The sequence below is a fragment of the Collinsella aerofaciens genome (genome assembly GCF_039752985.1).
GTDB classification, from domain to species: Bacteria; Actinomycetota; Coriobacteriia; order Coriobacteriales; family Coriobacteriaceae; genus Collinsella; species Collinsella aerofaciens_BT.
Window position 1 is genome coordinate 1 of sequence record NZ_JBDMHA010000024.1, and the last position, 21532, is coordinate 21532.

Here is a 21532-nt window from a genome sequence, read left to right on the forward strand (position 1 = left end):
GATCTTGAGCATGGCGCCCGTGGCAGACGCGCCCAGCAGCAGGGCAGGCAACGCCAGAACCACCGCAAGCCCCGTGGCGCCGAGCGCCGGTACAATGGTCGCACGCAGCCCGCGTGCGGGGCGCACCGCGACCAGCACCAGCGCGATAGCCGCCATCAACATGAGGTACAACGGGCTCTGCGTCAGACACACGCACAGAACGCAGACGAACATCCCCACCAGGCGCACCGGAGCCGAAACGCAAGAAAGGGCGCGGTCGACCATCGACCCGCCCTCGTGCGCGCCTCCACCCAAGCGAACCCGCTCAAGCAGGCTCGCCAGGTGCAGGACATTCTTTTGCATCACACGATGCCGAGCCCCCACGGGCTCGTATCGCTGCTCGACCGCAAGCCAGCTAGGCAGCTCGGCTATTGCCATGAGCACCGCTTTCCTTGACCGTCAGCGAGACCAGGCGGAATGCGATGGTGAGCACCGCCACGCCAATCACGCCGGACAGGATATACATGGCAGCCTGACCGGCAAAGCCAAGACCCTGCTCCTCGGAATAGGCCTGCAGGTAATCACCCGTAGGCAGAGCGTCGGCAAAGGTCGGGGCATCGAGGCCGACCGAAGCCTGCAGACTGTCGTCACCAGCCTCCTGAACGGCGGTCGCGGCGCCCTCGGCGTCCCACTCGCCCCATGCGTCACCTGTGGCAAGCAAGCCGAGCGGCGTAGCCACGACAAGCACGGCAACCAAGATGAGCATGGGGACCAGGGAAGTCTTCTTGGCAGTACCATCGCCGGCGAGCTGTCCATCGGCGGCTTCGGGGCCGACGATAACGCTCGGCGCCGTCTTCTTGATAAAGCCGTAGATCGCGGCAGTCGCCACGCCCTCGACCACGCCGGCAACCAGCATATGCGGAATCAACATGGCCGGAATAGCCACGGACAGCGGGAAGGGGCAGTACAGCGGAGCGCCCGAAGCGTTGGTAAAGAGCATCGGCTGAATACCGAACTCGATTGCCGCGCACAGGGCCGCTAGGCACAGGCCGACCCAGCCGCTTACGATGGCCGAAACCGAGGTGCCCCAGCTCTTGTCGTGCAAACGGCTGTTGAGCGCGCGAAACACGATAGCAGCGGCAAACGGCAACACGAAGGCCATGTTAAAGCAGTTGGCGCCAAAGGACAGGATGCCGCCGTCGCCAAACAGCAGCGCCTGCAGTGCCAGCGCGACCGAGACCGCAATGGCCGCGGCCTCGGGACCCAGCAACAGCGCGATGAGCGCGCCGCCGACGGCGTGACCCGTGGTGCCGCCGGGCAGCGGCACATTGAACATCATAAGCAGGAAGGAGAACGCGGCGCAGATGCCCAGGAAAGCCATGTGCTCGCGATCGAGCGTGGCGCGCACCTTTTTGATGCAGTGGATCCAAACGGGCACCATCGCCACCGCCATAACGGCATCGGTCTGCGGGGACAGATAATTATCTGGAATGTGCATGTACGCCTCCCGGTTGTCGGCGCACGGAATTGCAACGCCGTTTGAATCACCTTTCCAGTGTTACGTAATGTCAGATTCGTAACACGCCGCGGGCTATCATAGCAAAACGGCGCACTGCCGACAAAGCAGCACGCCGTTATGTAATGCGCGTGTCATATATGCAGGCTCAACGGTGCCTTATACCGAGAACAGCAGTCGTGTAGGACTCGGCGGCAACCACCGCTGACCTATACCCCAGCGCAAGCCCTAGCCGCGGACCTCGCCGTTTACGCCCTTGCACACCTTGGTGACGATCTTCTGGTGCGCCTTCTCGACCTCTTCGCTGGTGAGCGTGTGGTCGTCGGAGCGATACGTAAGTGCGAAGGCCATGGACTTCTTGCCCGCTCCGATGCGGACCGGATCGCGGTAGACGTCGAACAGGCGCACGCCCTCGAGCAGTTTGCCGCCGGCACTCGTAATACGACGCTCAAGATCCTCGCAGGTCACAGTGTTGTCGACCACGATAGCAAGGTCGTGCTCAACGGCAGGGTACTGCGAGAACTCGCGGTAGTTCTCCTGATTGCGGGCGCCCTTGATCAGCTTGTCCAGATCGAGCTCAAAGGCAACGACGACCTCATCGATGCCGCAGGCCTCGCGCGCCTCGGGGTGAATCTCGCCGACCCAGCCCAGCACGGTACCGCCCGAGAGCACCTCGGCAGCACGACCCGGCTGCAGGAAGGCATAGCTCTCGCCCTCGACGGGACGGAAGCGAACCTTCTCAATGCGCAGCTGGGCGAGCAGCTCCTCGACGATGCCCTTGCCAAAGAAGAAACGCAGCTTGCGGTACTTCATGTTCCAGGACTGCTCGCTCCACTGGCCCGAGAGCACGCCCGCGACGGACTTGGTCTCCTTGGGCAGGCTGGCATTCTCGCGACCGTGGAACAGACTGCCGACCTCGTACAGGTGCACGTTGGGCGTGCCGTGGGCCTCGTTATAGGCAACGGACTGCAGTAAGCCCGGCAGCAGCGAGCGGCGCATCTCGGTCTGCTCGGCGACCAACGGGTTCATGAGCACCACGGGGCAGCCGCGGCCTTCGGTGGACATGCCGATCTTCTCCAGGTCGCCCGGGGCAGCAAAGCCAAAAGTCGTGGTCTCGTTGAGGCCGCAGGCGCGCAGGATCTCGCCGACCTTGCGGGTAAGCTTCTGCTCGCGCGTCAGACCGCCGATATGGTTCTTGGCAGCCGGAATGGTCGCCGTGACGCGACCCATGCCCCATAGGCGCAGGACCTCCTCGATCAGATCGATCTCGCGCGGCAGGTCGGGACGGAAGCTCGGCGGCGTGACCATAAAGTCCTCACCGTCGCGCTCGACGGTGCAGCCCAGGCGGGTAAGCGAGCGCTCGATAAAGTCGGGCTCGATGTCGGCGCCGCAGATGGCGTGCACGCGGGCCAAACGCAGCTTAATGCTGTCGATGGTCTTGGGCGCGGGGAACACGTCCACATAGCCGGGGGCGACCTCGCCGCCGGCGATCTCCTCGATGAGCGCGCACGTCACATTGGCGACGTCCACGCAGCCGGTCTCGTCGACCTGGCGCTCAAAGCGGATGGAGGCGTCGGAGATCAGCGATAGGTCACGGCTGGTGTGCGAGGTGCGGCCGGCGTTGAAGCAGGCGCTCTCGACCATCACGTCAACGGTATCGTCCTCGATCTCGGAATCCATGCCGCCCATGACACCGGCCAGCGCCACGGGACGCTCGCCGTCGGTGATGAGGCCCATGCCGGCGTCGAGCACGCGCTCCTCGCCGTCGAGCGTCGTGAACTTCTCGTCCTGCTTGGCGGCGCGAACCACCACACGACGGTGGCCATCGCGCGCGGCAAAGGTGTCCAGGTCAAAGGCGTGCAGCGGCTGACCGGTGAGCATCATCACATAGTTGGTGATGTCGACGATGTTGTTGTGCGGGCGCACGCCCAGGGCGTTAAGGCGCTTGACCATCCAGTCGGGCGACGGGCCGACCTTGACGTTGCGCACGATGCGGGCAACGTAGCGGTCGCACAGGCCCTCGTCGGCAATCTCGACGGAAAGCTCGTCGTCGGTCGCGCGGCCGGTCTCGGCCTTGATGGCGGGCAGCTCAACGTGGAAATCGCGGTCGAAGATGGCGCCGGTCTCGCGGGCCATGCCGATCATGGACAGGCAGTCGGGGCGGTTGGGCGTAATCTCGCAGTCGAGCACGGTGTCGCTCGAGCCCACATACTCGGCAAACGGCATGCCGCAGGGCGTATCCTCGGGCAGGATCATAATGCCGGAGTGGTCGCCGCCCAGACCGAGCTCGCGCGCGGAGCAGTTCATGCCCATGGACACGACGCCGCGAAGCTTGCTCTTCTTGATCTTGACGTCGCCGGGCAGAACTGCGCCGATCATGGCCGTGACGATGTGGTCGCCGGCCTCGAAGTTCTGCGCGCCGCAGACGATCTGCAGCGGAGCGGGATTACCGTCGGGGTCGAGGTTCTTGTCGCCCACGTCGACCGAGCACACATACATGTGGTCGCTATCGGGGTGCGGGGTCTTGGTGAGTACCTTGGCGGTCACCACGTGGTCGAAGGACTCGCCCACGGTGTCGATCGCCTCGACCTCGGTGCCGGTACGGATATATTCGTCCGAAAGGGTCTTGGGATCCTCCGGAATATCGATCATGGTCTTGAGCCAGTCGTAAGAAACGCGCATCTAACTGGTCTCCTTTCATAAATGCGGCTTTGAGCCGGAAACTGCAACTAAGAAGAAAGCGTTCTAGAACTGGTTCAAGAACCTCATGTCACCAGTCATCAACGTGCGCAGGTCGGGCAGATCGTAGCGCAGTGCCGCGACGCGCTCGGCGCCAATACCAAAGGCGAAGCCGGTGTACTTCTCGGGGTCGATGCCGCAGTTGATCAGGACGTTGGGGTCGACCATGCCGCAGCCCAGGATCTCGATCCAGCCGCTGTGCTTGCAGAAGTTGCAGCCCTTGCCGCCGCAGACGTGGCAGCTTACGTCCACCTCGCAGGAAGGCTCGGTGAAGGGGAAGAAGTGCGGGCGGTAACGCGTCTTGCGGTCCTCGCCAAACATGCACTTAACAAAGTAGTCGAGCGTGCCCTTAAGATCGCCAAAGGTGATGCCCTCGTCGACGACCAGGCCTTCGATCTGGTTGAACTGCGGCAGGTGGCAGGCGTCGGCCGTGTCGGGACGATAGACGGTGCCCGGGCAGATCATGTAGATGGGCGGCTTTTGCGACTCCATGGTGTGGATTTGCACGCCCGAGGTCTGGGTGCGCAGCAGCACGTCGGACTCGCCGTGGGCATGAGCCTCGGGGTGCGCGACGCTGCCGGGGTTGTTGTCGACCACGTAGAAGGTATCGCGAGCCGAACGGCTCGGGTGATCCATGGGGGCGTTGAGCGCGGTGAAGTTGTAGTAGGAGGTGTCGACCATGGGGCCGGACTCGACGGTGTAGCCGATGCCGCAGAAGATGTCCTCGGCCTCCTCGATGATCTGCTTGATCAGGTGTTGGTGGCCGATCTGCGGACGGATGCCCGGCAGCGTGATGTCGACGGCATCGTGCTCGAGCGCGCGCTTGAGGGCGGCAGCCTTCATCTCGGTGGTGCGCTCGTCGAGCATGCCCTCGATCAGCTGGCGCATCTCGTTGGCGCGCTTGCCCATCACGGGACGATCCTCGGGGGCGAGCTTGCCCATCATGCGCATCAGGCCGGTGATGCGGCCCTTACGACCGAGCAGCTCAACGCGCGCAGCCTCGAGCTTGGCGGCGTCGTCGGCGCCTGCAACGAGCTCCTTGGCCTCTTCCTCGAGTTTGACCAGATCATCAATCAGACTCATGTCTTCCCTTTCGTCTCTCGCGCATTCGCTTGCCGGGGCGACCGATGCCACTTGGCGCTGCGAAAACGCGGCCCGGTTCGGTAACAAAAAACCGCCCTCGGGCATGTGCATTGCCCAAGGACGGTTAAATTCCGCGGTACCACCTTGTTTGACCCGGCGGATGTCTGGCCCGCCGCGCCCACTCTGCGCCCCTTATCGCGAGGCTCACGGCTTCCCTACTGGGGCCTCGCTGCCGCCGGCCGCGTGCCCGTTGAGGTCGCTGCTCGGGAGTGAACGCTTGGCCCTTGCCACCGCAGGAAGGCTTGCAGCCCATGACCTTCCCTCTCTTGCCGGCGACGCGGCGGGCAAAACCCTCTCCGTCAACGCATTGGGCTATAGGATAACACATTTCGCGAGCGCATCGCCGCGTTCCGTTTTGTTCGCGCTGGGTACAAGGCAGGTAGCTGTGCAAACTGGCCGCGCACCCGCTTGCGACGCTCGGCCTGCGAGATTAAGGATACGGTATGGGAAAGAAACTCGATAAGAAGGCCAAGGCAGCCGTGGCAAAGGCCGCCAAGGGCGTCAAGGCCGCTAAAGTCGACAAGGCCGTCAAAAAGTTCCGCAAACTCGAGGGCAAGCTGTGGACCCGCGAGTACCTGCTCAAGATCGCCGAGTTCGATGGCGCGACCATTGCCCCCGCCAACGGCGCCGCAGCGCGCGCCGACGCCATGGGCACCCTTGCTGGCGAGCATCACAAGCTGCTGACCAGCAAAAAGTCTGTCGAACTTGTGCGCTCGCTGGCACGCGAGACCGTCGCCGACGGCAAGATCGACGACCCGCAGCTGCTCGACGAGATCCGCGTGCTCGGCCGCGACCAGCGCGAAGCGAGCGTCATCCCCACCGAGGAGGCCGAGGCCTGGACCAGGCTCACCTGCGAGGCCGATGCCGTGTGGCACAAGGCCAAGACGGCCAATGACTGGGCGAGCTTTGAGCCCTATGTGGATAGAATCGTCGCCCAACTTAAGCATCAGGCCGAGCTCATGGACCCCAAGCGCGACCCATACGATGTTTGGCTCGACCAGTACGAGCGCGGCCTTTCCGCCAAGAGCTTCGATGCGTTTTGTGATGAGGTCAAGGCGACGGTCGTGCCGCTCGTGCATGCCATCGGCGAGCGCGGCCAGCAGCCCGCTGCCGACTTTTTGCACGCCCGCGTGCCCGAGGCCGCCCAGCGCGCCATGAGCTTCGACCTTATGAAGCTCGTCGGCCTGGACCTGAACGACACCACGCTTGCCTTTACCGAGCACCCGTTTAGCGAGGGCTTTGCCGTGGGCGACGCGCGCATCGCGACGCACATCTACGAGAACGACTGCATCTCCAACGTCTACAGCATCATCCACGAGGCGGGCCACGCCATGTACGAGCTGGGCGTCAATCCTGCCTATGCGCGCACGTGCCTGGAGGGTGGCACCTCCATGGGCATCCACGAGGGCCAGAGCCGCTTTTTCGAAAACACCGTGGGTCGCAGCCGCGCCTTTATGGGACCGCTGCTCGAGGTGCTGCGCCGCCACGCACCCGAGGTCTACGGCGACGTCGACGAGGACACGCTCTACCACGCCGTGAACATCGCACAGCCGTCGCTGATCCGCACCGAGGCCGACGAGCTCACCTATCCGCTGCACGTTATGGTGCGCTACGAGATCGAGCGCATGCTGTTTGCCGGCGAGGCCACGGCCAAGGACATCCCCGCACTTTGGAATCGCTTTATGGACGAGTACCTGGGCATTCCCGTTCCCGACGACACGCGCGGCTGCCTGCAGGATACGCACTGGAGCGGTGGCTCGTTTGGCTACTTCCCCACCTATGCGCTGGGCAGCGCCTACGACGCCATGTTTGTGCCGGCCATGTGCCGCGACGGCGTCGACCTTACCGGTGCCTGCGCGAGCGGCGATCTGGCGCCCGTCCGCGCCTGGCTGGGCGAGCACATTTGGCAGTGGGGCCGCGCCAAGGACGCGCCGGAACTCATCAAGGGCGCCTGCGGCATGGACTTTGACGCCCGCTACTACTGCAGCTACCTGCAGGACAAGTTCACCACGCTCTACGAGCTGTAAGGCATAACCGACACGCCAACGCAAAGGGGACGCCGCGGAACCAATCCGCAGCGTCCCCTTTCCACCTAGTCGTTTAAGAACGTCCCCAATGACTACCTTACAGAGCCTCGAGCGCGTTGGCGATGCGCTTCATGGCAGCATCGGCGGATGCTTGGTCGGGGGCTTCGGCCAAAACGCGAATCACCGACTCGGTTCCGCTCTTGCGCACGAGCACGCGGCCCTCGCCTGCCAGCGCAGCCTCGGCCTCGGCGATGGCGTTCTGCACGCCCATGTTCTCGAGCGCGGCGTCCTTGTCCGCCACGTGCACGGCCACCTGCGCCTGCGGCAGCAGCTTGCACGGAGCCGTGAGCTGCGAGAGCGTCTCGCGCTCGGCACGAATCACTTCCATCACGCGCAGTGAGGTCATAATGCCGTCGCCCGTGCGCTCGATATCGCCAAAGATCGTATGGCCCGTCTGCTCGCCACCCAGGCTGTAGCCGCCCTCTCGCATCTTGGCATACACGTGACGGTCGCCCACGCCGCTGGTCACGGCGCTCAGACCGGCAAGCTCCAGCGACTTGACCAGGCCAAAGTTGCTGGCAATCGTCGGCACCACGGTACCGCCCGAGAGTCGCCCGTGCTTGTTCAGATACACGCCGCACACGTACAGGATCTGGTCGCCGTCTACCACGCGACCGCGCTCATCCACGGCCAGGCAGCGGTCGGCATCGCCGTCGTAGGCAAAGCCCACGTCCAGGCCCTGCTCCACCACATGGCGCTGCAGACGCTCCATATGCGTGGAGCCGCAGTCGACGTTGATGTTAAAACCATCGGGCGCGGCGTTGATCACGCGCACGTCGGCGCCCAGCGCGTCAAACACCGGCTTGGCCACCGAGGACGCCGAGCCGTTGGCGCAGTCGATGCCGATCTTGACGCCCTGCAGCGAAAAGTTCGCGCTGGCGATGAGCGAAGCAATGTAGCGGTTGCGGCCCTGCATGTAGTCCACCGTGGCGCCGATGTGGTTGCCCGTGGCCAGCGGCACCTCGCTCTTGCCATCGATGTAGTCCTCGATAAGCTCCAGTACGTCCTCGTCCATCTTAAAACCGTCGCTGTTGACGAGCTTAATGCCGTTATCGCAAAACGGGTTGTGGCTCGCGCTGATCATGATGCCGCAATCGAAGCAGCCCTCCACGGTCTGATGCGCCACGCCCGGCGTCGGGATCACGTGCAGCATATAGGCGTCCGCACCGCTCGCGACCAGACCGCTCACCAGCGCCGCCTCGAACATATAACTCGAGCGACGTGTGTCCTTGCCCACGATAACGCGCGCCTTAGCACTGCGGTTGGCGCCGTAATACCAGCCCACAAAACGGCCAATCTTATAAGCGTGCTCTACCGTCAGCCCAACGTTGGCCTCGCCGCGAAAGCCGTCGGTGCCAAAGTACTTCATATCTTACTTATCCTGTTCGAACGTTTGAGCGGTTGGCGTGGTACGAACCTGGAGCTCCTTGTGCCCAGAGTCCTTAGAAGTCGTAACCGTGTACTCGACCTTTATATCTTGCCCCAGAAGCATGTGGACACCGCCCCATGCAACCTTCAGGCCATCATGCGTCGCTTCATTCATCTCGATTGAACCGGAGCCAGAAGTCTTAATGTCCGAAATGCTGCCTCCCGCGGGAGCATAGAGGTAGAGCCTCAGAACCTCGTCGTCGATATCCTGGCTTATGCCGTTATGACCCTGGAAATAGCCCGGCATCTCGGCCTTCTCCTGAGAGGTCATGGTGTTCTTAAGCGTGGTGGTCACGTGATACGTCGTCGAACCGTCGGCATTTTCAACAGCAGAATCGATGCTGGTTCGCTTATCGAGGAACCAATCCATCTTGGAGTAGCTGTAGTTGTTGACGTAGACGCCCAGAATCGGAGCCTCCGAAGGATCGTTTTGGAGAGCGCCGGAGATACCAAGGGCCTTTGCGGCCTTTTCCTCGTCATCGTTTCTCGAATACATCAGGATACGGCCCTCGGAAGCACCCTTTTCGATAGCAGCGGCAATCTTGGTGACATCGCTGGAGCCCAGTTGGTCCACGATCTTGTTGAAAGCCGAGCCGGCGACCGCCGCAAAGATGGCGTCCTGCTCCTCTACCGGGTAATTCCAATAAATATCGTGCAGCAGCACCTTTGCAGCGTTGCTTCCGTCGACGACGGTACCGTCAGGAAGCTGCGTGCCGCCTACAATGCCGAGCATATACTGCAGAAATACCGGATCGACTGCAAATACGCCGTCGATGTCATCTCCGACAATGGCCTTTTGCATATCGCTGGCAAGCTGAGCCGCGCGCGGAAAATCGGGCGTCATCGTAACGTCGCCCATCGTGTATCCGAGCGTGTTGAATCCCGTCAGGCCCCATCCGGTCGTGAACAGGTTTGCCTCTTCGTCGGTAATGGGAAGCGGGCTCAAAGGCTCTTTCATCATGTCGACCTTGACAAAATCGCCGAGCTCGAGCTTGCCATCGGTTACCGACATCACGCCACGAGAACCGGGGAAACCACCGCAGGCGCGAATCTCGACGTTGCTCATCGCGAGCACAAGATAGTGACGCGTCTGGCCGTTGGCGCCGAGCATCTGGGGTAGGACGGGGGCGACCTGCTCTGCCGCGTCGACCGCACCGTCCAAGGTGGCAAAACCGTCCTTGGCCTTATCGACCAGCTCGGTCACCTGGGCGATATGCGTATCGCCGATGCCCTGGACCTTTTTATTGGCGCTCTTGAACACCTTGGAGCTATCGGAGAGCGAATCGGCGACCGCCTGCAGCGCAGACACGTTGATCGTCCCGTCCTGGAACAGCTTGCCGGGCGTCGCCTGCGAAAGGTTATCGGCCATGGGGACCAGCGCGTTGCTCGAAACGTCGGACAGGGCGTCGATCATGGTGCGGGCCGCGGAGATATCGCTGCCGTACACCGGGACAAACGAAGCCATCGTCCACAGCGGGCTCGAGGTCTCCGATTTCATGCTAGTGCAGAGCTCGTCGATCTTCTTCGCATCATCGGGCAGCGTCGAAAAATCGCCCGACGTGACCCTGTCCTTAAGGCTGCCGACGATCTCGACGGCTTCCTTTGCTTCACCCTTTACGGTCTTAGCCGAGTTAAGCAGCATAAAGCCACTTGCGCCAAGCGCAACGAGAAGCACCACGACTACGGCGGCGACAATGGCGCCAGTGTGGCGCTTCTTGCGCTCGCCCTTGCGATGGCGATGACGAACCAGGCCGTCCGAGGTCGAGCTCGACGAGGCGTCGTTGCCATAGTTCAGGCCAAAATCGTAATAATCTTCCTTGGAACCGGAGCCCTTAAACTCGGCACCGTTATCTTCCAAACGGGCGAACGTGCCGGTCTCGGAGGCACCCGTATAGATCGTACCAAGGTTGCCCGTAAGCCCCGCGCCACCGGCAGAGGGAGTATTGTTGGCGGCATTGCCGGCATTAATGTTGCCGGCGGTATTCGCGGCGTTGGCAGCGCCTACGTTGTTCGCAGGTGTCGAAGGAGCCCCACTCGGCTGCGACGTGGGAGTCGCACCGCCCGCAAAGACATTCCCTCTTGCGCGACCGGTCTTTTTAGCCTTCTGAGACTGCTCGTACAGAGCGGTAAACATCGCCGTCTCGCCCGGAGACGTGCGCTTACCGGCGCTGTTCTGACCAGCTCCGCTCGGCATGTCAGCTTTTCCGGCCCCGTTCGAACGCGGCGGAACTGCAGGACGGCCGCTGTCGCTGCCCTTAAAGTGATTACCAGCCATAAAGAAATCCTCGCAATTGAGTCGCAATAGAAAAGTCCATAACGCTATTAGTTTATGGCATATTGAGCATCGACAGCTAAATTCCAGACACGGATATCAATTGGCGAAAATGTGGCACAACACCTTATCTGTCTTGGCGGCGGCGCCAGCTACACCGTAAGGAACATCATCACGATGATCATGGCGAAGCCGATAAGGTCGGTCGGCAAAAACACCGTGCCCAGCATAACAGCGCTGGTGATGGTCGCCGAGACCGGCTCCACGGTTCCGATAAGGCTTGCACGCACCGAACCGATGTCCTTAACGCCCTGCATATAGAGCATGTAGGCGAAAAACGAACCGATGACCACGAACACCGCGAGAGCCTCGATACCGACAGCGTCAAGTGCCGGCATATGCGCCCAGGGCTGAACCACGGCGCACGAAACGATGCCTGCCGTGAGCATGGCCGAACCCGTGACGATGGGGCTGCCGTATTCGGGCAGAATCTTAGCGGGAATCACTGCCATGCAGGTGGCGCTGACCGCACACATGAGGCCCGCGATCAAGCCGAGCGGCGAGATGTTCAGGCTGGTGGGATCACCTCCGGTAGCGATTAAAAAGGTGCCGCCCAGGGCCAAGCCGATGCCGACCGCCTCGCGCACGCGCGGCATGCGGCGGTCGACCACGCAGGTGTAGCCCATGATAATGACCAATTGCAGACACTGAAGCACCGTTGCGGTTCCGGCATTGGTCAGGCGCACGGCCGAAAGATAGCAAAACTGGTTAAACAGCAGGCCAAAGGCGGTAAAAAGCAGCAGCTGCCTTCGATCGGCAGGTGTGGTCCAGAGCTTAACCAGGCGCTCGCGGTCGCGCGTAACGACCACGGCCATAAAGAGTAGACCGGCGAGAATCTGACGCACGCTCATAAGCCACAGCGTATCGACATGGTAGGTATCGAACAAAAAACTCGCGCTGGTGCCCGAGAAGCCCCAAAACGAACCGCCCACCAGCGTAGCCAAGACGCCCGTGATCATCTTGCGCGTCGAAGCGCTGTTCAGGCGGTCGCGCCATGCGCGACGGGTGTTGCGGCTGAGCTCGTCGGTGCCCTCGGGCACATCAATGTTCGATATATCGGTCATCGGCACCGAAGCCCCTGCGCCTTCGACCTGCTCGACACACTCTTTGCTCATTCCACTCCCCCGAAACAGCCTGGAAACAATTCGGCTTACCTTACCACGGCGAAGTCACCAGCTGGAGGCTTGTCCGCTTATCGGTAGGACAATTCCGCAGGCGTCTTTCCATAGCTCGATACCGCAATGGCCTTGCATTATGCGACAGCCAAATCGCGGCAGCAGGCTCTTTTGAAATGGATGCGACAAAGCCCCCGAATTCCACAATGTAAGCGATTTTTAAAAATGTTCTTGCCACCGAGTTCAGGCTCCGTTATATTATCCCTTGCGCGCTTGCGCACCCTTGATCGGGCGTTTAGCTCAGGGGGAGAGCGCTTCCCTGACACGGAAGAGGTCAGAAGTTCAAATCTTCTAACGCCCACCAAATGTTCGCAGCTCAGAGGCTATGTCCTCTGGGCTGTTTTGTTTTATGTCGCCAAATCAGCTGGCAGCTCCAACCGCCCAAGCAACCACCCTGCCCATACACAAAACCGCGTCAGCGACCCAAGTGCCTATCCCGGCTGACTCCGCAGTCAATCAAAACCGCCCCAATAGTCACCGAGGCCGAGACCAACACGTCTCGAACCCATCCGAGCCGCAACTTCTCAGCAAAACGCCGCGATGTCTGCGTCCTGCGGTATCCTTGAGCCACTTGCACCTGCAGCACCAAGGAGCCGCCATGCGCACCGAGCTCGATGTCCCCTTTTCGCACAAAGAAGAAGCCAAGGCGCTGGGCGCCAAATGGGACCGGACCAAGAAGATCTGGTATGTACCCAGCGGCGTCAACCCCGAGCCCTTTGCCGAGTGGCTGCCCGGTGTTGACCGATCCGACCCCTCAGCGCCGTATATATATCTAGTACTGGGCAAGCGCGAATGCTGGAAGTGTCACAAAGAGACCTCAGTCGCGGCCTTCGGCATTCCCTATCGAACCGATAACGACGAGAGCATCGCCATCGCGCACGCGCCCAACGAAGCCGGGCACATTGCCATCGACACGGCCAACGCCAACGCACTCGCCATCGTGCCCGCTCTTGGCTGCGTGCCGGGCGAGATCCGCGACTACCTTCATAAGCGCTGCGGCTACAAGCCCGTAGGCGCGCGAGCCTCCAAAGCCCCGTCGCTCGGCAACACGTGCACCAGTTGCGACGCGCTGCAAGGCAGCCGCTATCTGTTCGAGGAGCCCTCGTCCCCATTTGCCCTCACTGCCATCAACAAGCTGCCGGCACTGGAGTTTGTGCGCGTCGAAGTTGCCGGCGTATTTGGCGTCCCGGCCACGCGCACCGACTTTGACCAGGTGCTCTTTACCTGGGCACGTGACCATCACGCCGAGTTCCACAAGAGCCTGCTCGAGGGGATTTACCTGTAGGGCAAAACTCGAAAATCGAGTCCGAACTTCCTCGAAAATCGAGTATGCGCAGGTAGCTGAGCTGTTTGTGTAACGCAGAAAATGTCGAATCACCGGGTTTGCCCGACTAGATATTCAGTCTTCGAAGCTATGGCTCCGCATCATCATAGGTAATAGCACATCCGCAAGTTGGGCATTGCTGAGGATAGACTGGAAGACGCAGGCCTATTCGAGCCCGCGGGTCGGCAGCGTGTTTGTCGCGGACGTCGATGTAACTGATCTCTAGGCATGGAAGGCCTGCGCCGCAGCTTGGGCACGGCAGATGGATTTGGCTGCAGGTCGCCTCGACTAGCGGGAACAGGTTCCGGTCCATTAACGCTCGCGATAGATTTCCATACACGCCTCGCGCGATATCGCTTCGCCATCCCATGGTCCTTCCTTTCCCGTTTTAGCTGTTGAGGAGAGGATGGCAGGATCGTGTAGTTCTCGCTGCGGCGCGGCACGATCCGATCAATCGACATGATTAGGCTGCAACGGACAGCACCTGCCTAATACGGAGCAACGACTTCCACCCGACGTTGTGATTCCGAGAAATCGAACTTCCCGTCCCTTCCCCACTCGGTATACTGGATGTAGCACGTGTAATTTCTGCCTGCATATGGCGGCTGTTTATTGGGAGACCCCTATGGCTATCGCAAACCAACCCAAGGGAAGCGTTTCGTCCGGATCGATCAAGCCGGTGACGCGCAAGGCCGTTCGTTGTCAGCGCGAAGTCGCCTGGCTGGTCACGCAAGCGGCCGGTAAGCTCGTCGCCACCACCGACGACGTCAATGCGCCCACGCCCAGCTTTGTACTGGCGGCGGCATTGTCGTACACCCGCAAGCAGGAGCAGACCGCTCAGGACCGTGGCACCGCGATCGACTACGAGGCTGTCATGGACCCCGACCTTGCGAGTTTTTGCCAAGCTGCGGGGCTGCCTACAGCGCCCAACGCGCTTTCGGACGCGGGCTACATGTTCACGCTCTCGGGCGCGGACCTGATCCGTGACGTCTACACCTACTGCAGCGACCTCGGCGAGCGCTCGGGAGACGCGGCGCAGGTCAAGCCGGGCTACGCGATCAAGCTCGCTCTACGGCTGTTCTTGCTGGACGGAGCCTCAGCAGCCACCGCTTCCGACGACAAAACCTCGGCATAACAAAAGCGTCGGGCCGGGGAATCACTCCCGGTCCGACGCCCACTAAACCTCTGGAAATGCCTCAAGATAAGAACGGCCGCTTGGCTTAAATTCAAACTTGTCTTCTCTATACAGTTCGTTTCTTTCAAGACACTCTTTCTTAATTTCGATAAGATTCTCGCGCCTTCCCAGATACATCTTTGGTCTGCTCTGGCCCAGAATTAGCCTCTTGTTGTCCTTCAGGAAACCCCGAAGCCCCTGATTAACCAGCTCATATAGCGGAACGAGCAAGCGGTTGGGCCCTTCAGTAATGTCAGAGTCTTCGATGACAGATTTATCCATGCCCTTCTTCAGCCAAAATGAAACATCATTGAGGTCTAGAAGGCGTTTGCATGTATCAGAATCGAGGGTTCCATATTTATTGCAAAGCAAAAATGATCCAATTTCAGCAACCGACAATGCCATCTGTGCCTTCCAAACACCAAACAAAAAGTCATTATCTTCATTTAGTGCGATGAGTTTCTCCTGTTGAGTCGCCCTCGGGCTGACAACACCAGTATCCTCAAGCCTTGCCAGAGCCTCGTTTTTCAGCTTCGTCGTCCCAACAGGCTTGACGCGGTATTCAAGATAGCGCCCGACCGCCATTGCCAATAGCAATTGATATTGAGTGGGCTGTCCGTCCTCAAGTAAATCGGCTTTATAGCTAAAGTTGGGCTTTTTCATTTGCTCCCAGAGGGCAGGAGAAGGCCTCTTCGCAAACACGGAGGAATACTCCGGGTCTCGAAAGTACTTAACTCCGCCAGCATTGGCTTTAGGAGCGTTTCCGATCCATGCCCACCAGATTTTTGCCAGGTCTTCGTTATCGATATACCTGTAACGATTCTTGCCCCTTCTCGTCGATCCCTTAATCTCGAAGTAACTTTTCTTTGGCTCACGCTTGTTCGACTGAAGGAAGGAGTCGAGTTCTCCGTCCTTCCTGATATAGAAATAACGCATCTCTTTTTTAAGTGGGTCTTTATAGAAAGAAGACTGCAGCTTTCGCTGCTCGGCAGAATTGGACTTTAGATTGCGATCATTCATTGGGTTCTGGTGATTCGATGCGACGATGATGTCGTCGAGCAGCTCATCTTGATTTGCCGTACTGCTATTTAAGACCTTAGCAATGATCTTCACATCGGAACAGATGCTCTCTTTCACGCTATCGTTAGATGCCATGTAAAAGTCAAAAATAGTGCTCAGGGTCTGGCAGCCGTTCACTACTTGGGCATCAGCCACCTTAATCGAAGGCTTCCTGTCCCCTTGACTTGGCTTCACATAGTTGTTGCAGGTAATCACGATTCCATTGTTAAGATGGACGAAACGCTTTCTACCCTTTTCAGTCGACAGCTGCTTCTTGATTGCCGCATTCACGTTCGACCCCTTCAACGTTGATCGAACATTCATGTCAAACAAGTCATATCCGTATTTTGCAATAGCGTCAATTAACGGTTTGACATCCAAGACAGCGCAGAACCAGCCGTTTTGCCATATAACGCAATCATTAATATCACGCGTAGTCAGCTTTAACTCGATATGGGTTCGGTTGGCAACCTCATCATTTCTGTGCCAACAATCGTAAATATCATTCTCCTCGTAAAGACAGATATTTATTCCCTCATTGGCTTTTTGAGAACGTACCTCCTCAAAACGCCTTCTTGCAGAGTCGCTGAGTCTACCCTCAAGCGCAAGCACGGCAGTTAAGATGCAATTAGCCTTTTTGAATTGATATCCCTGCTTCAGTTTTCTCACACCGGCGTTCGAACCAGCATCATTATCCGAAGTAATAAACTCAACAGCTTCTTGCAACTCATTAACAGGTGTTGCGTCAAACACTTTTCCCTCTGGATAATTATCCAGATTGCACGATTTGCATTGATAGAACGTGTAGCCATCATCGCGCGCAATGTAAAAATCAACACCGTGGTCATTGGCCCCATCGGTATAGATAAAGCTATTCTCATCGGAAAGAATATCTTCGCCTTCAAAAACGGCCGCAACGGTATAGGCGAAGGCGACATCATCCCCTTCGCCATCATCCAAATAGTTTTCACGAATATCGTCCATCTTTGATGTGATATCCGCATTAAACTCTGATCTGTCGAACGTGATGCCCATACGCCACTCCATCCTAAATCTGCTTAAGCGAAATTAGATCACCACTCATTAGGGCGATCAAGATCTCAAACCACCAAGCGGCAGCCACATTTAGAAATACGGCAGCGAGGTCATGCGACGGATAACATACGCCGCCGTCCAAACGCCAATTCAGTCCGTTGTCTCGATCTGCCCGCAAAAGCGCCGGGCCGGGGAATCACTTCCGGCCCGGCGCTTGTTCGTCCTACTTGTTCCCGTCCCCTGTGGGTGAGTTCTTTTGGTTGCGACGGTTACTCCGGGTCACGTTGTGTTCCTTGTAGTAATCGGGCGCCTCGTTGCCGCTCGCACTAATGGGGTCATTGCCGGTGAGGGTGTCGGCAATATCCTGCACGAACTTAACGAACAGGCTCGAATCGTCGGTCTCGGACGAATCAAAGTCAAAACCGAACTCCACCGCGCCGCCGATGATCTTGTCCACGCACTCCGGGTCGTCGCCGTCCAGCCAAATGACCACGGTGTATTTGTCCACATCGCCCACCTGATACTGCAGCAGCAGCTTTTGGTTTTCGTCTATGAGCAGCGGCTTGCCGGCGAGCATGGGTGCGCTCATAAGGAAGTACGCCTCGTCCAGGTCCTCTTTGTACGTGGCAAGCATGTTGAAGTCGGTTTTTTAGCCCATGGGCACGTCGAATGCCGCCTGAAGCTTGGTCCCCAGCGTTATCTGCTGCTCTGCCATGTATTCTCCCCCAGTCGCGGGCGCCGATATCATCGTCGTGCGCGACGCACATTGGGCTATCGTAACTGCTTTGCCGCAGGTTTCGTTGCACAGCGCGCGAAATGGCGCGATGCGGGGAGTGGGCGTCAGTGCAGCTGCTCCGCACGCAGCATCAATCTGACAGCAATACATGTCCCCGACAAACCGTCTGTCTGTCTATCTCTCAGCTATCTCTCGTAATTATCTCTCGTCTCTCATTTATCTCTCACATTAGAGATGAGTGAGAGATGAGAAACAAAAATGCCGTTATCGGTTCAATCAAATCACGTTCGCGCAGGTAAACGCATGTATACGGGAACTTTGACTCGATCCCCCAGCCACCTTGCAGCATTGTTATCTCTCATATTTATCTCTCGTCTTTCTGCTATCTCTCGTATTAGTGACGGATGAGAGATGAGAGATACGTGAGTGATGGACGGGCGTGGATTTTTGGACGGTTTTTGGGCGTTTTGAGGCTGATTCCGTCCGAAAATCCACTCTCATTCGATAGGCGTCCAAGTTTCCACGCTCGCGCGGCGGTCACGCGGGGCCTTTGCCCAATCCGCCAGCATCGTCTTCAGTTCGCCGCAGAGCCGCGGCCCCATATGGGTATACTCTCGGGGATTCGACTCGATTCGCCCCCGCTGGGGCGTCAAAGGAGACTGCATATGTCCACCACCTCAACCGACCCGCGCGCCGCTGCTGCCGCACTGCTGGTGCCCGGTACCATCTGTCACGGTTTTGCCGTCGAGCGCTGCGAGACCGTGCCCGAGCTCGACTCGGACGCCTACGTGCTGCGCCACACCGCCTCGGGCGCTCGCCTGCTGTACCTGGCGTGCGACGACGAAAACAAGGCCTTCGCCATTGGCTTTAAGACGCCGCCGGCCGATTCCACCGGCGTGTTCCATATTCTTGAGCACTCGGTGCTGTGCGGATCGGCCAAGTTTCCCGTCAAGGAGCCATTTGTCGACCTGATCAAGAGCTCCATGCAGACGTTCCTCAACGCCATGACCTACCCCGACAAGACCATCTACCCCGTTGCCACCACCAACGAGCAGGATCTGTACAACCTGATGGACGTGTACCTGGACGCGGTGTTCAACCCGGCCATCTACACCAAGTCCACCATTTTTGAGCAGGAGGGCTGGCACTACGAGCTGGACCTGCCGGAGGACGCCGAGGGCGATGGCGAGGGCGGCTCCGCGAGCCTGCGCGAGGGCACCCTGCGCTATAACGGCGTGGTGTTCAACGAGATGAAGGGCGCGCTGTCCGATCCCATGAGCGTGCTGGACGATGCTGTCAACGCCGCGCTCTATCCCGACACCGCCTATGCGCACGAGAGCGGCGGCGACCCGCGTGCGATTCCCGCGCTCACCTACGAGCAGTTCCTGGATACGCACGCACGCCACTACAATCCCTCCAACTCCTATATAACGCTCTACGGCGACCTGGACGTGGACCGCGCCCTGGCCTTTTTGGACGAGCGCTATCTGTCGCAGCCGAGTGCCGCGAGCCGCCGCATGGACGCCGCCGTTGCCGCCGGCGAGGACCCGTCCGCGCCGGCGCCCAATCCGCTGGGCGTGCAGGCACCCGTGACCTGCGAGTACAAGCGCGTCGAGATGGCCACTACACCTGAGAACGCCCTGGTGGGCTTGGGCCTGGTGCTGGGCAGCGCGCTCGACCGCAAACGCACGATCGCGGCGGATATCCTGTTTGAAGCACTGCTGGGTTCCAACGAAGCGCCGGTTAAGAAGGCCATTCTGGCCGCCGGCCTGGGCGGCAACGTGGTGAGCTACACCGCGGCCGAGAGCCTGCAGCCCTACGAGCTCATCATGCTGCAAAACGCGCAGCCCGGCGTGGCGCGCGAGCTGCGTCGCGTGTTCCAGGACGCCTGCCGCGACCTATGCGAGCATGGCGTTCCGCGCGAGCGCCTGGAAGCCATCATCAGCAGCAACGAATACGACCTGCGCCAGCGCGACTACGGTATCGCCGACGGCGTGGCCATTGCGTGCGACGCGCTGAGCACATGGCTCTACGATGACGACGCCGCGACGCTGGCGCTCAAGTACGGTCCAGTGTATGAGGAGCTGCGCGGCGACCTGGACGGCAGCTACTTTGAGGACCTGCTGCGCGAGCTGGTGCTGCAGAACGATCACATGGCACTGGTCGAGCTGGTGCCGGTGGACGCCGCCGAGGGCGCGGAGATCGCCGAGGCCGCCGAGCTGGCAGCCAAGCGCGATGCCATGACCGATGCCGAGCTGGCCGACGTGGTCGAGCGCACAGCTGCGCTGCGTGCCGCGCAGGAGGCCGAGGACACGCCCGAGGCCAAGGCCACGCTGCCGCGCCTGCGCGTGTCCGACATTGGCGAGGCGCGCCCCGAGCCTCCGCTGGTCGTAGACACGACTGCGCCCATCCCCTGCCTGCGCCACGACATCCCCACCAACCGCCTGGCCTACGCCATGCAGTATTTCGACCTGAGCTGCGTCGCGTTTGAAGACCTGCCCTATGTGACGCTGCTCTGCCGCCTGCTCAAACAGCTGCCCACGAGCGAGCACTCGGCCGAGGAGCTCGACAACTTGCTCGCCGGCAAACTGGGCTTTTTGAGCTTTACGACCGAAGTCATGACCCAGCCCGACGTGGACGGCGTGCGCCCCTACCTGCTGGTGAGCGCCGGCGCCCTGTCCGAGAAGATCGATGCGCTGGCGAGCCTGCCGCGCGAGGTGTGGTCGAGCACGCTTTTGGCAGATGCCGATGCCGACCGCATGCGCGACGTGCTCACGCAGATTCGCATTGGGCTTGAGCAGGGCTTTATCAACAACGGCCACTCGGCGGCGCTCGGTCGCGCGATGAGCTACAGCTCGCCTTCGGCCGTGGTGCGCGAGCAGCTTTCGGGCGTGGATTTCTACCTGTTCCTGCGCGATCTGCTCGAGCACTTTGACGAGCGCGTGGACGGGCTGCGTACCAAGCTTGCCGAGCTGGCGGAGCGCATCTTTGTGGCCGATGGCTGCATGGCGAGCTTTACCGGCAGCAACGAGGACTTTGACGCGTACTGGAATGCTGCTGGCGACCTGGGGCTGGGCGCTGGCGACAGCACCGATGCCGGCCGCAACGCGCTCGTGGTGCCGACGCCGCGCGACTGCCACGAGGCCTTTGTCATCCCCAGTGACATCTGCTTTGCGGCAAGCGCGTGCGACCCGCGTCGCCTGGGCATTGACGTGACGGGCGCCTGGGCGGTTGCCGCCAACGCGCTCTCCTACGACTACCTGTGGAACGAGATCCGCGTTAAGGGCGGTGCGTACGGCTGCGGATTCCGCGCGGCCGGTGAGCGTCAGACGGCGTTCTACACCTACCGCGACCCGGCAATCGACCCCTCGATTGAGCGCGTGGCGCGCGCAGGCGAATGGCTCGGCAGCTTTGAGCCTGACGAGGCCGCCTTTGAGGGCTTTATCGTGAGCTGTGTGAGCGGTATGGACGCGCCAGTGAAGCCGTACGCGCTCACCAAGCGCCGCAACACGACCTACCTGGCCGGGCTCGATCCGCATGCGCGCGAGGAGCGTCGCGCCCAGATGCTCGCCGCCACGCCCGTTGAGCTGCGCTCGCTCGGCGCCGACGTGACGCGCATCGCAGCCGAGTCGCCCACCTGCGTCTTTGGCAGCCGCGAAGTCATCGCCAAGAGCAACGCCGGCTTTAACGTCATCGACCTGCTGGGCTAACGCACAAAGGTAGATTTTTGGGACATGCCCGGAAATCTACCTTTTTTGCGGCTTGGGCGAGGCGGCGCAGCCCACCGCGGCGGTTTGTCTTAATC

General features: G+C 60.2%; 13 protein-coding genes and 1 tRNA gene. 5 read left to right on the forward strand and 9 right to left on the reverse strand.

Annotated features, from left to right (window positions below):
• The 4 genes from ABHR76_RS04575 to pheS form a co-directional block, all read right to left on the reverse strand.
• Positions 1-417 (reverse strand): hypothetical protein (locus ABHR76_RS04575; RefSeq protein ID WP_346976937.1); only part of this gene is annotated, 417 nt, incomplete at its 3' end.
• Positions 395-1477 (reverse strand): cobalt transporter CbiM, encoded by a 1083-nt coding sequence (cbiM, locus tag ABHR76_RS04580; RefSeq protein WP_346976938.1) that lies wholly within the window; start codon positions 1475-1477, stop codon positions 395-397. The genes ABHR76_RS04575 and cbiM, both read right to left, overlap by 23 nt.
• A gap of 246 nt (positions 1478-1723) precedes the next feature.
• Complete coding sequence (gene pheT, locus ABHR76_RS04585) at positions 1724-4177, reverse strand: phenylalanine--tRNA ligase subunit beta (protein ID WP_346976939.1); 2454 nt, start codon at positions 4175-4177, stop codon at positions 1724-1726.
• Between the two features lie 63 nt (positions 4178-4240).
• On the reverse strand, positions 4241-5317 hold the full coding sequence (gene pheS, locus ABHR76_RS04590) for a phenylalanine--tRNA ligase subunit alpha (RefSeq protein ID WP_346976940.1): 1077 nt from the start codon (positions 5315-5317) through the stop codon (positions 4241-4243).
• A gap of 503 nt (positions 5318-5820) precedes the next feature.
• On the opposite strand from pheS, the gene ABHR76_RS04595 reads away from it, so the two are divergent.
• Positions 5821-7404, forward strand: a complete 1584-nt coding sequence (locus tag ABHR76_RS04595; protein ID WP_346976941.1) for a carboxypeptidase M32 — start codon at positions 5821-5823, stop codon at positions 7402-7404.
• 97 nt (positions 7405-7501) lie between these two features.
• Here the strand turns inward: ABHR76_RS04595 and glmM are convergent, their stop codons facing one another.
• The 3 genes from glmM to ABHR76_RS04610 all read right to left on the reverse strand — a co-directional run bounded on the left by glmM (position 7502) and on the right by ABHR76_RS04610 (position 12339).
• Positions 7502-8833 carry a phosphoglucosamine mutase gene (glmM, locus tag ABHR76_RS04600; RefSeq protein ID WP_346976942.1) on the reverse strand — a complete coding sequence of 444 codons (1332 nt, stop codon included), beginning with the start codon at positions 8831-8833 and terminating at the stop codon, positions 7502-7504.
• Between the two features lie 3 nt (positions 8834-8836).
• Positions 8837-11167 (reverse strand): DUF4012 domain-containing protein, encoded by a 2331-nt coding sequence (locus tag ABHR76_RS04605; protein WP_346976943.1) that lies wholly within the window; start codon positions 11165-11167, stop codon positions 8837-8839.
• Positions 11168-11316: 149 nt separating this feature from the next.
• Entirely contained in the window at positions 11317-12339 is a 1023-nt protein-coding gene (locus tag ABHR76_RS04610; RefSeq protein WP_172676314.1) for a DMT family transporter, read from the reverse strand.
• 289 nt (positions 12340-12628) lie between these two features.
• On the opposite strand from ABHR76_RS04610, the gene ABHR76_RS04615 reads away from it, so the two are divergent.
• From ABHR76_RS04615 to ABHR76_RS04625, 3 genes are all read left to right on the forward strand, one after another.
• Positions 12629-12703, forward strand: a tRNA-Val gene (locus ABHR76_RS04615).
• A gap of 294 nt (positions 12704-12997) precedes the next feature.
• Positions 12998-13684, forward strand: a complete 687-nt coding sequence (locus tag ABHR76_RS04620) for a DUF5710 domain-containing protein (RefSeq protein WP_346976944.1) — start codon at positions 12998-13000, stop codon at positions 13682-13684.
• 664 nt (positions 13685-14348) lie between these two features.
• Positions 14349-14858, forward strand: coding sequence for a hypothetical protein (locus ABHR76_RS04625; protein WP_346976945.1), 510 nt, complete (start codon positions 14349-14351; stop codon positions 14856-14858).
• A 42-nt stretch (positions 14859-14900) separates the two neighbouring features.
• On the opposite strand, the gene ABHR76_RS04630 is transcribed toward ABHR76_RS04625, so the two are convergent.
• Positions 14901-16991, reverse strand: a complete 2091-nt coding sequence (locus ABHR76_RS04630) for an AIPR family protein (protein ID WP_346976946.1) — start codon at positions 16989-16991, stop codon at positions 14901-14903.
• A gap of 223 nt (positions 16992-17214) precedes the next feature.
• Complete coding sequence (locus ABHR76_RS04635) at positions 17215-17625, reverse strand: hypothetical protein (protein ID WP_346976947.1); 411 nt, start codon at positions 17623-17625, stop codon at positions 17215-17217.
• 767 nt (positions 17626-18392) lie between these two features.
• Here ABHR76_RS04635 and ABHR76_RS04640 point away from each other — a divergent pair.
• Positions 18393-21437 carry an insulinase family protein gene (locus ABHR76_RS04640; RefSeq protein ID WP_346976948.1) on the forward strand — a complete coding sequence of 1015 codons (3045 nt, stop codon included), beginning with the start codon at positions 18393-18395 and terminating at the stop codon, positions 21435-21437.
• Positions 21438-21532: the final 95 nt, after the last annotated feature.

What these genes read in the sequence shown, in the direction of transcription:
- cbiM (WP_346976938.1), bottom strand. Translation starts at nt 1,477, where the DNA reads ATGCACATTCCAGATAATTATCTGTCCCCGCAGACCGATGCCGTTATG.
- pheT (WP_346976939.1), bottom strand. Translation starts at nt 4,177, where the DNA reads ATGCGCGTTTCTTACGACTGGCTCAAGACCATGATCGATATTCCGGAG.
- pheS (WP_346976940.1), bottom strand. Translation starts at nt 5,317, where the DNA reads ATGAGTCTGATTGATGATCTGGTCAAACTCGAGGAAGAGGCCAAGGAG.
- ABHR76_RS04595 (WP_346976941.1), top strand. Translation starts at nt 5,821, where the DNA reads ATGGGAAAGAAACTCGATAAGAAGGCCAAGGCAGCCGTGGCAAAGGCC.
- glmM (WP_346976942.1), bottom strand. Translation starts at nt 8,833, where the DNA reads ATGAAGTACTTTGGCACCGACGGCTTTCGCGGCGAGGCCAACGTTGGG.
- ABHR76_RS04605 (WP_346976943.1), bottom strand. Translation starts at nt 11,167, where the DNA reads ATGGCTGGTAATCACTTTAAGGGCAGCGACAGCGGCCGTCCTGCAGTT.
- ABHR76_RS04610 (WP_172676314.1), bottom strand. Translation starts at nt 12,339, where the DNA reads ATGAGCAAAGAGTGTGTCGAGCAGGTCGAAGGCGCAGGGGCTTCGGTG.
- ABHR76_RS04620 (WP_346976944.1), top strand. Translation starts at nt 12,998, where the DNA reads ATGCGCACCGAGCTCGATGTCCCCTTTTCGCACAAAGAAGAAGCCAAG.
- ABHR76_RS04625 (WP_346976945.1), top strand. Translation starts at nt 14,349, where the DNA reads ATGGCTATCGCAAACCAACCCAAGGGAAGCGTTTCGTCCGGATCGATC.
- ABHR76_RS04630 (WP_346976946.1), bottom strand. Translation starts at nt 16,991, where the DNA reads ATGGGCATCACGTTCGACAGATCAGAGTTTAATGCGGATATCACATCA.
- ABHR76_RS04635 (WP_346976947.1), bottom strand. Translation starts at nt 17,625, where the DNA reads ATGCTTGCCACGTACAAAGAGGACCTGGACGAGGCGTACTTCCTTATG.
- ABHR76_RS04640 (WP_346976948.1), top strand. Translation starts at nt 18,393, where the DNA reads ATGTCCACCACCTCAACCGACCCGCGCGCCGCTGCTGCCGCACTGCTG.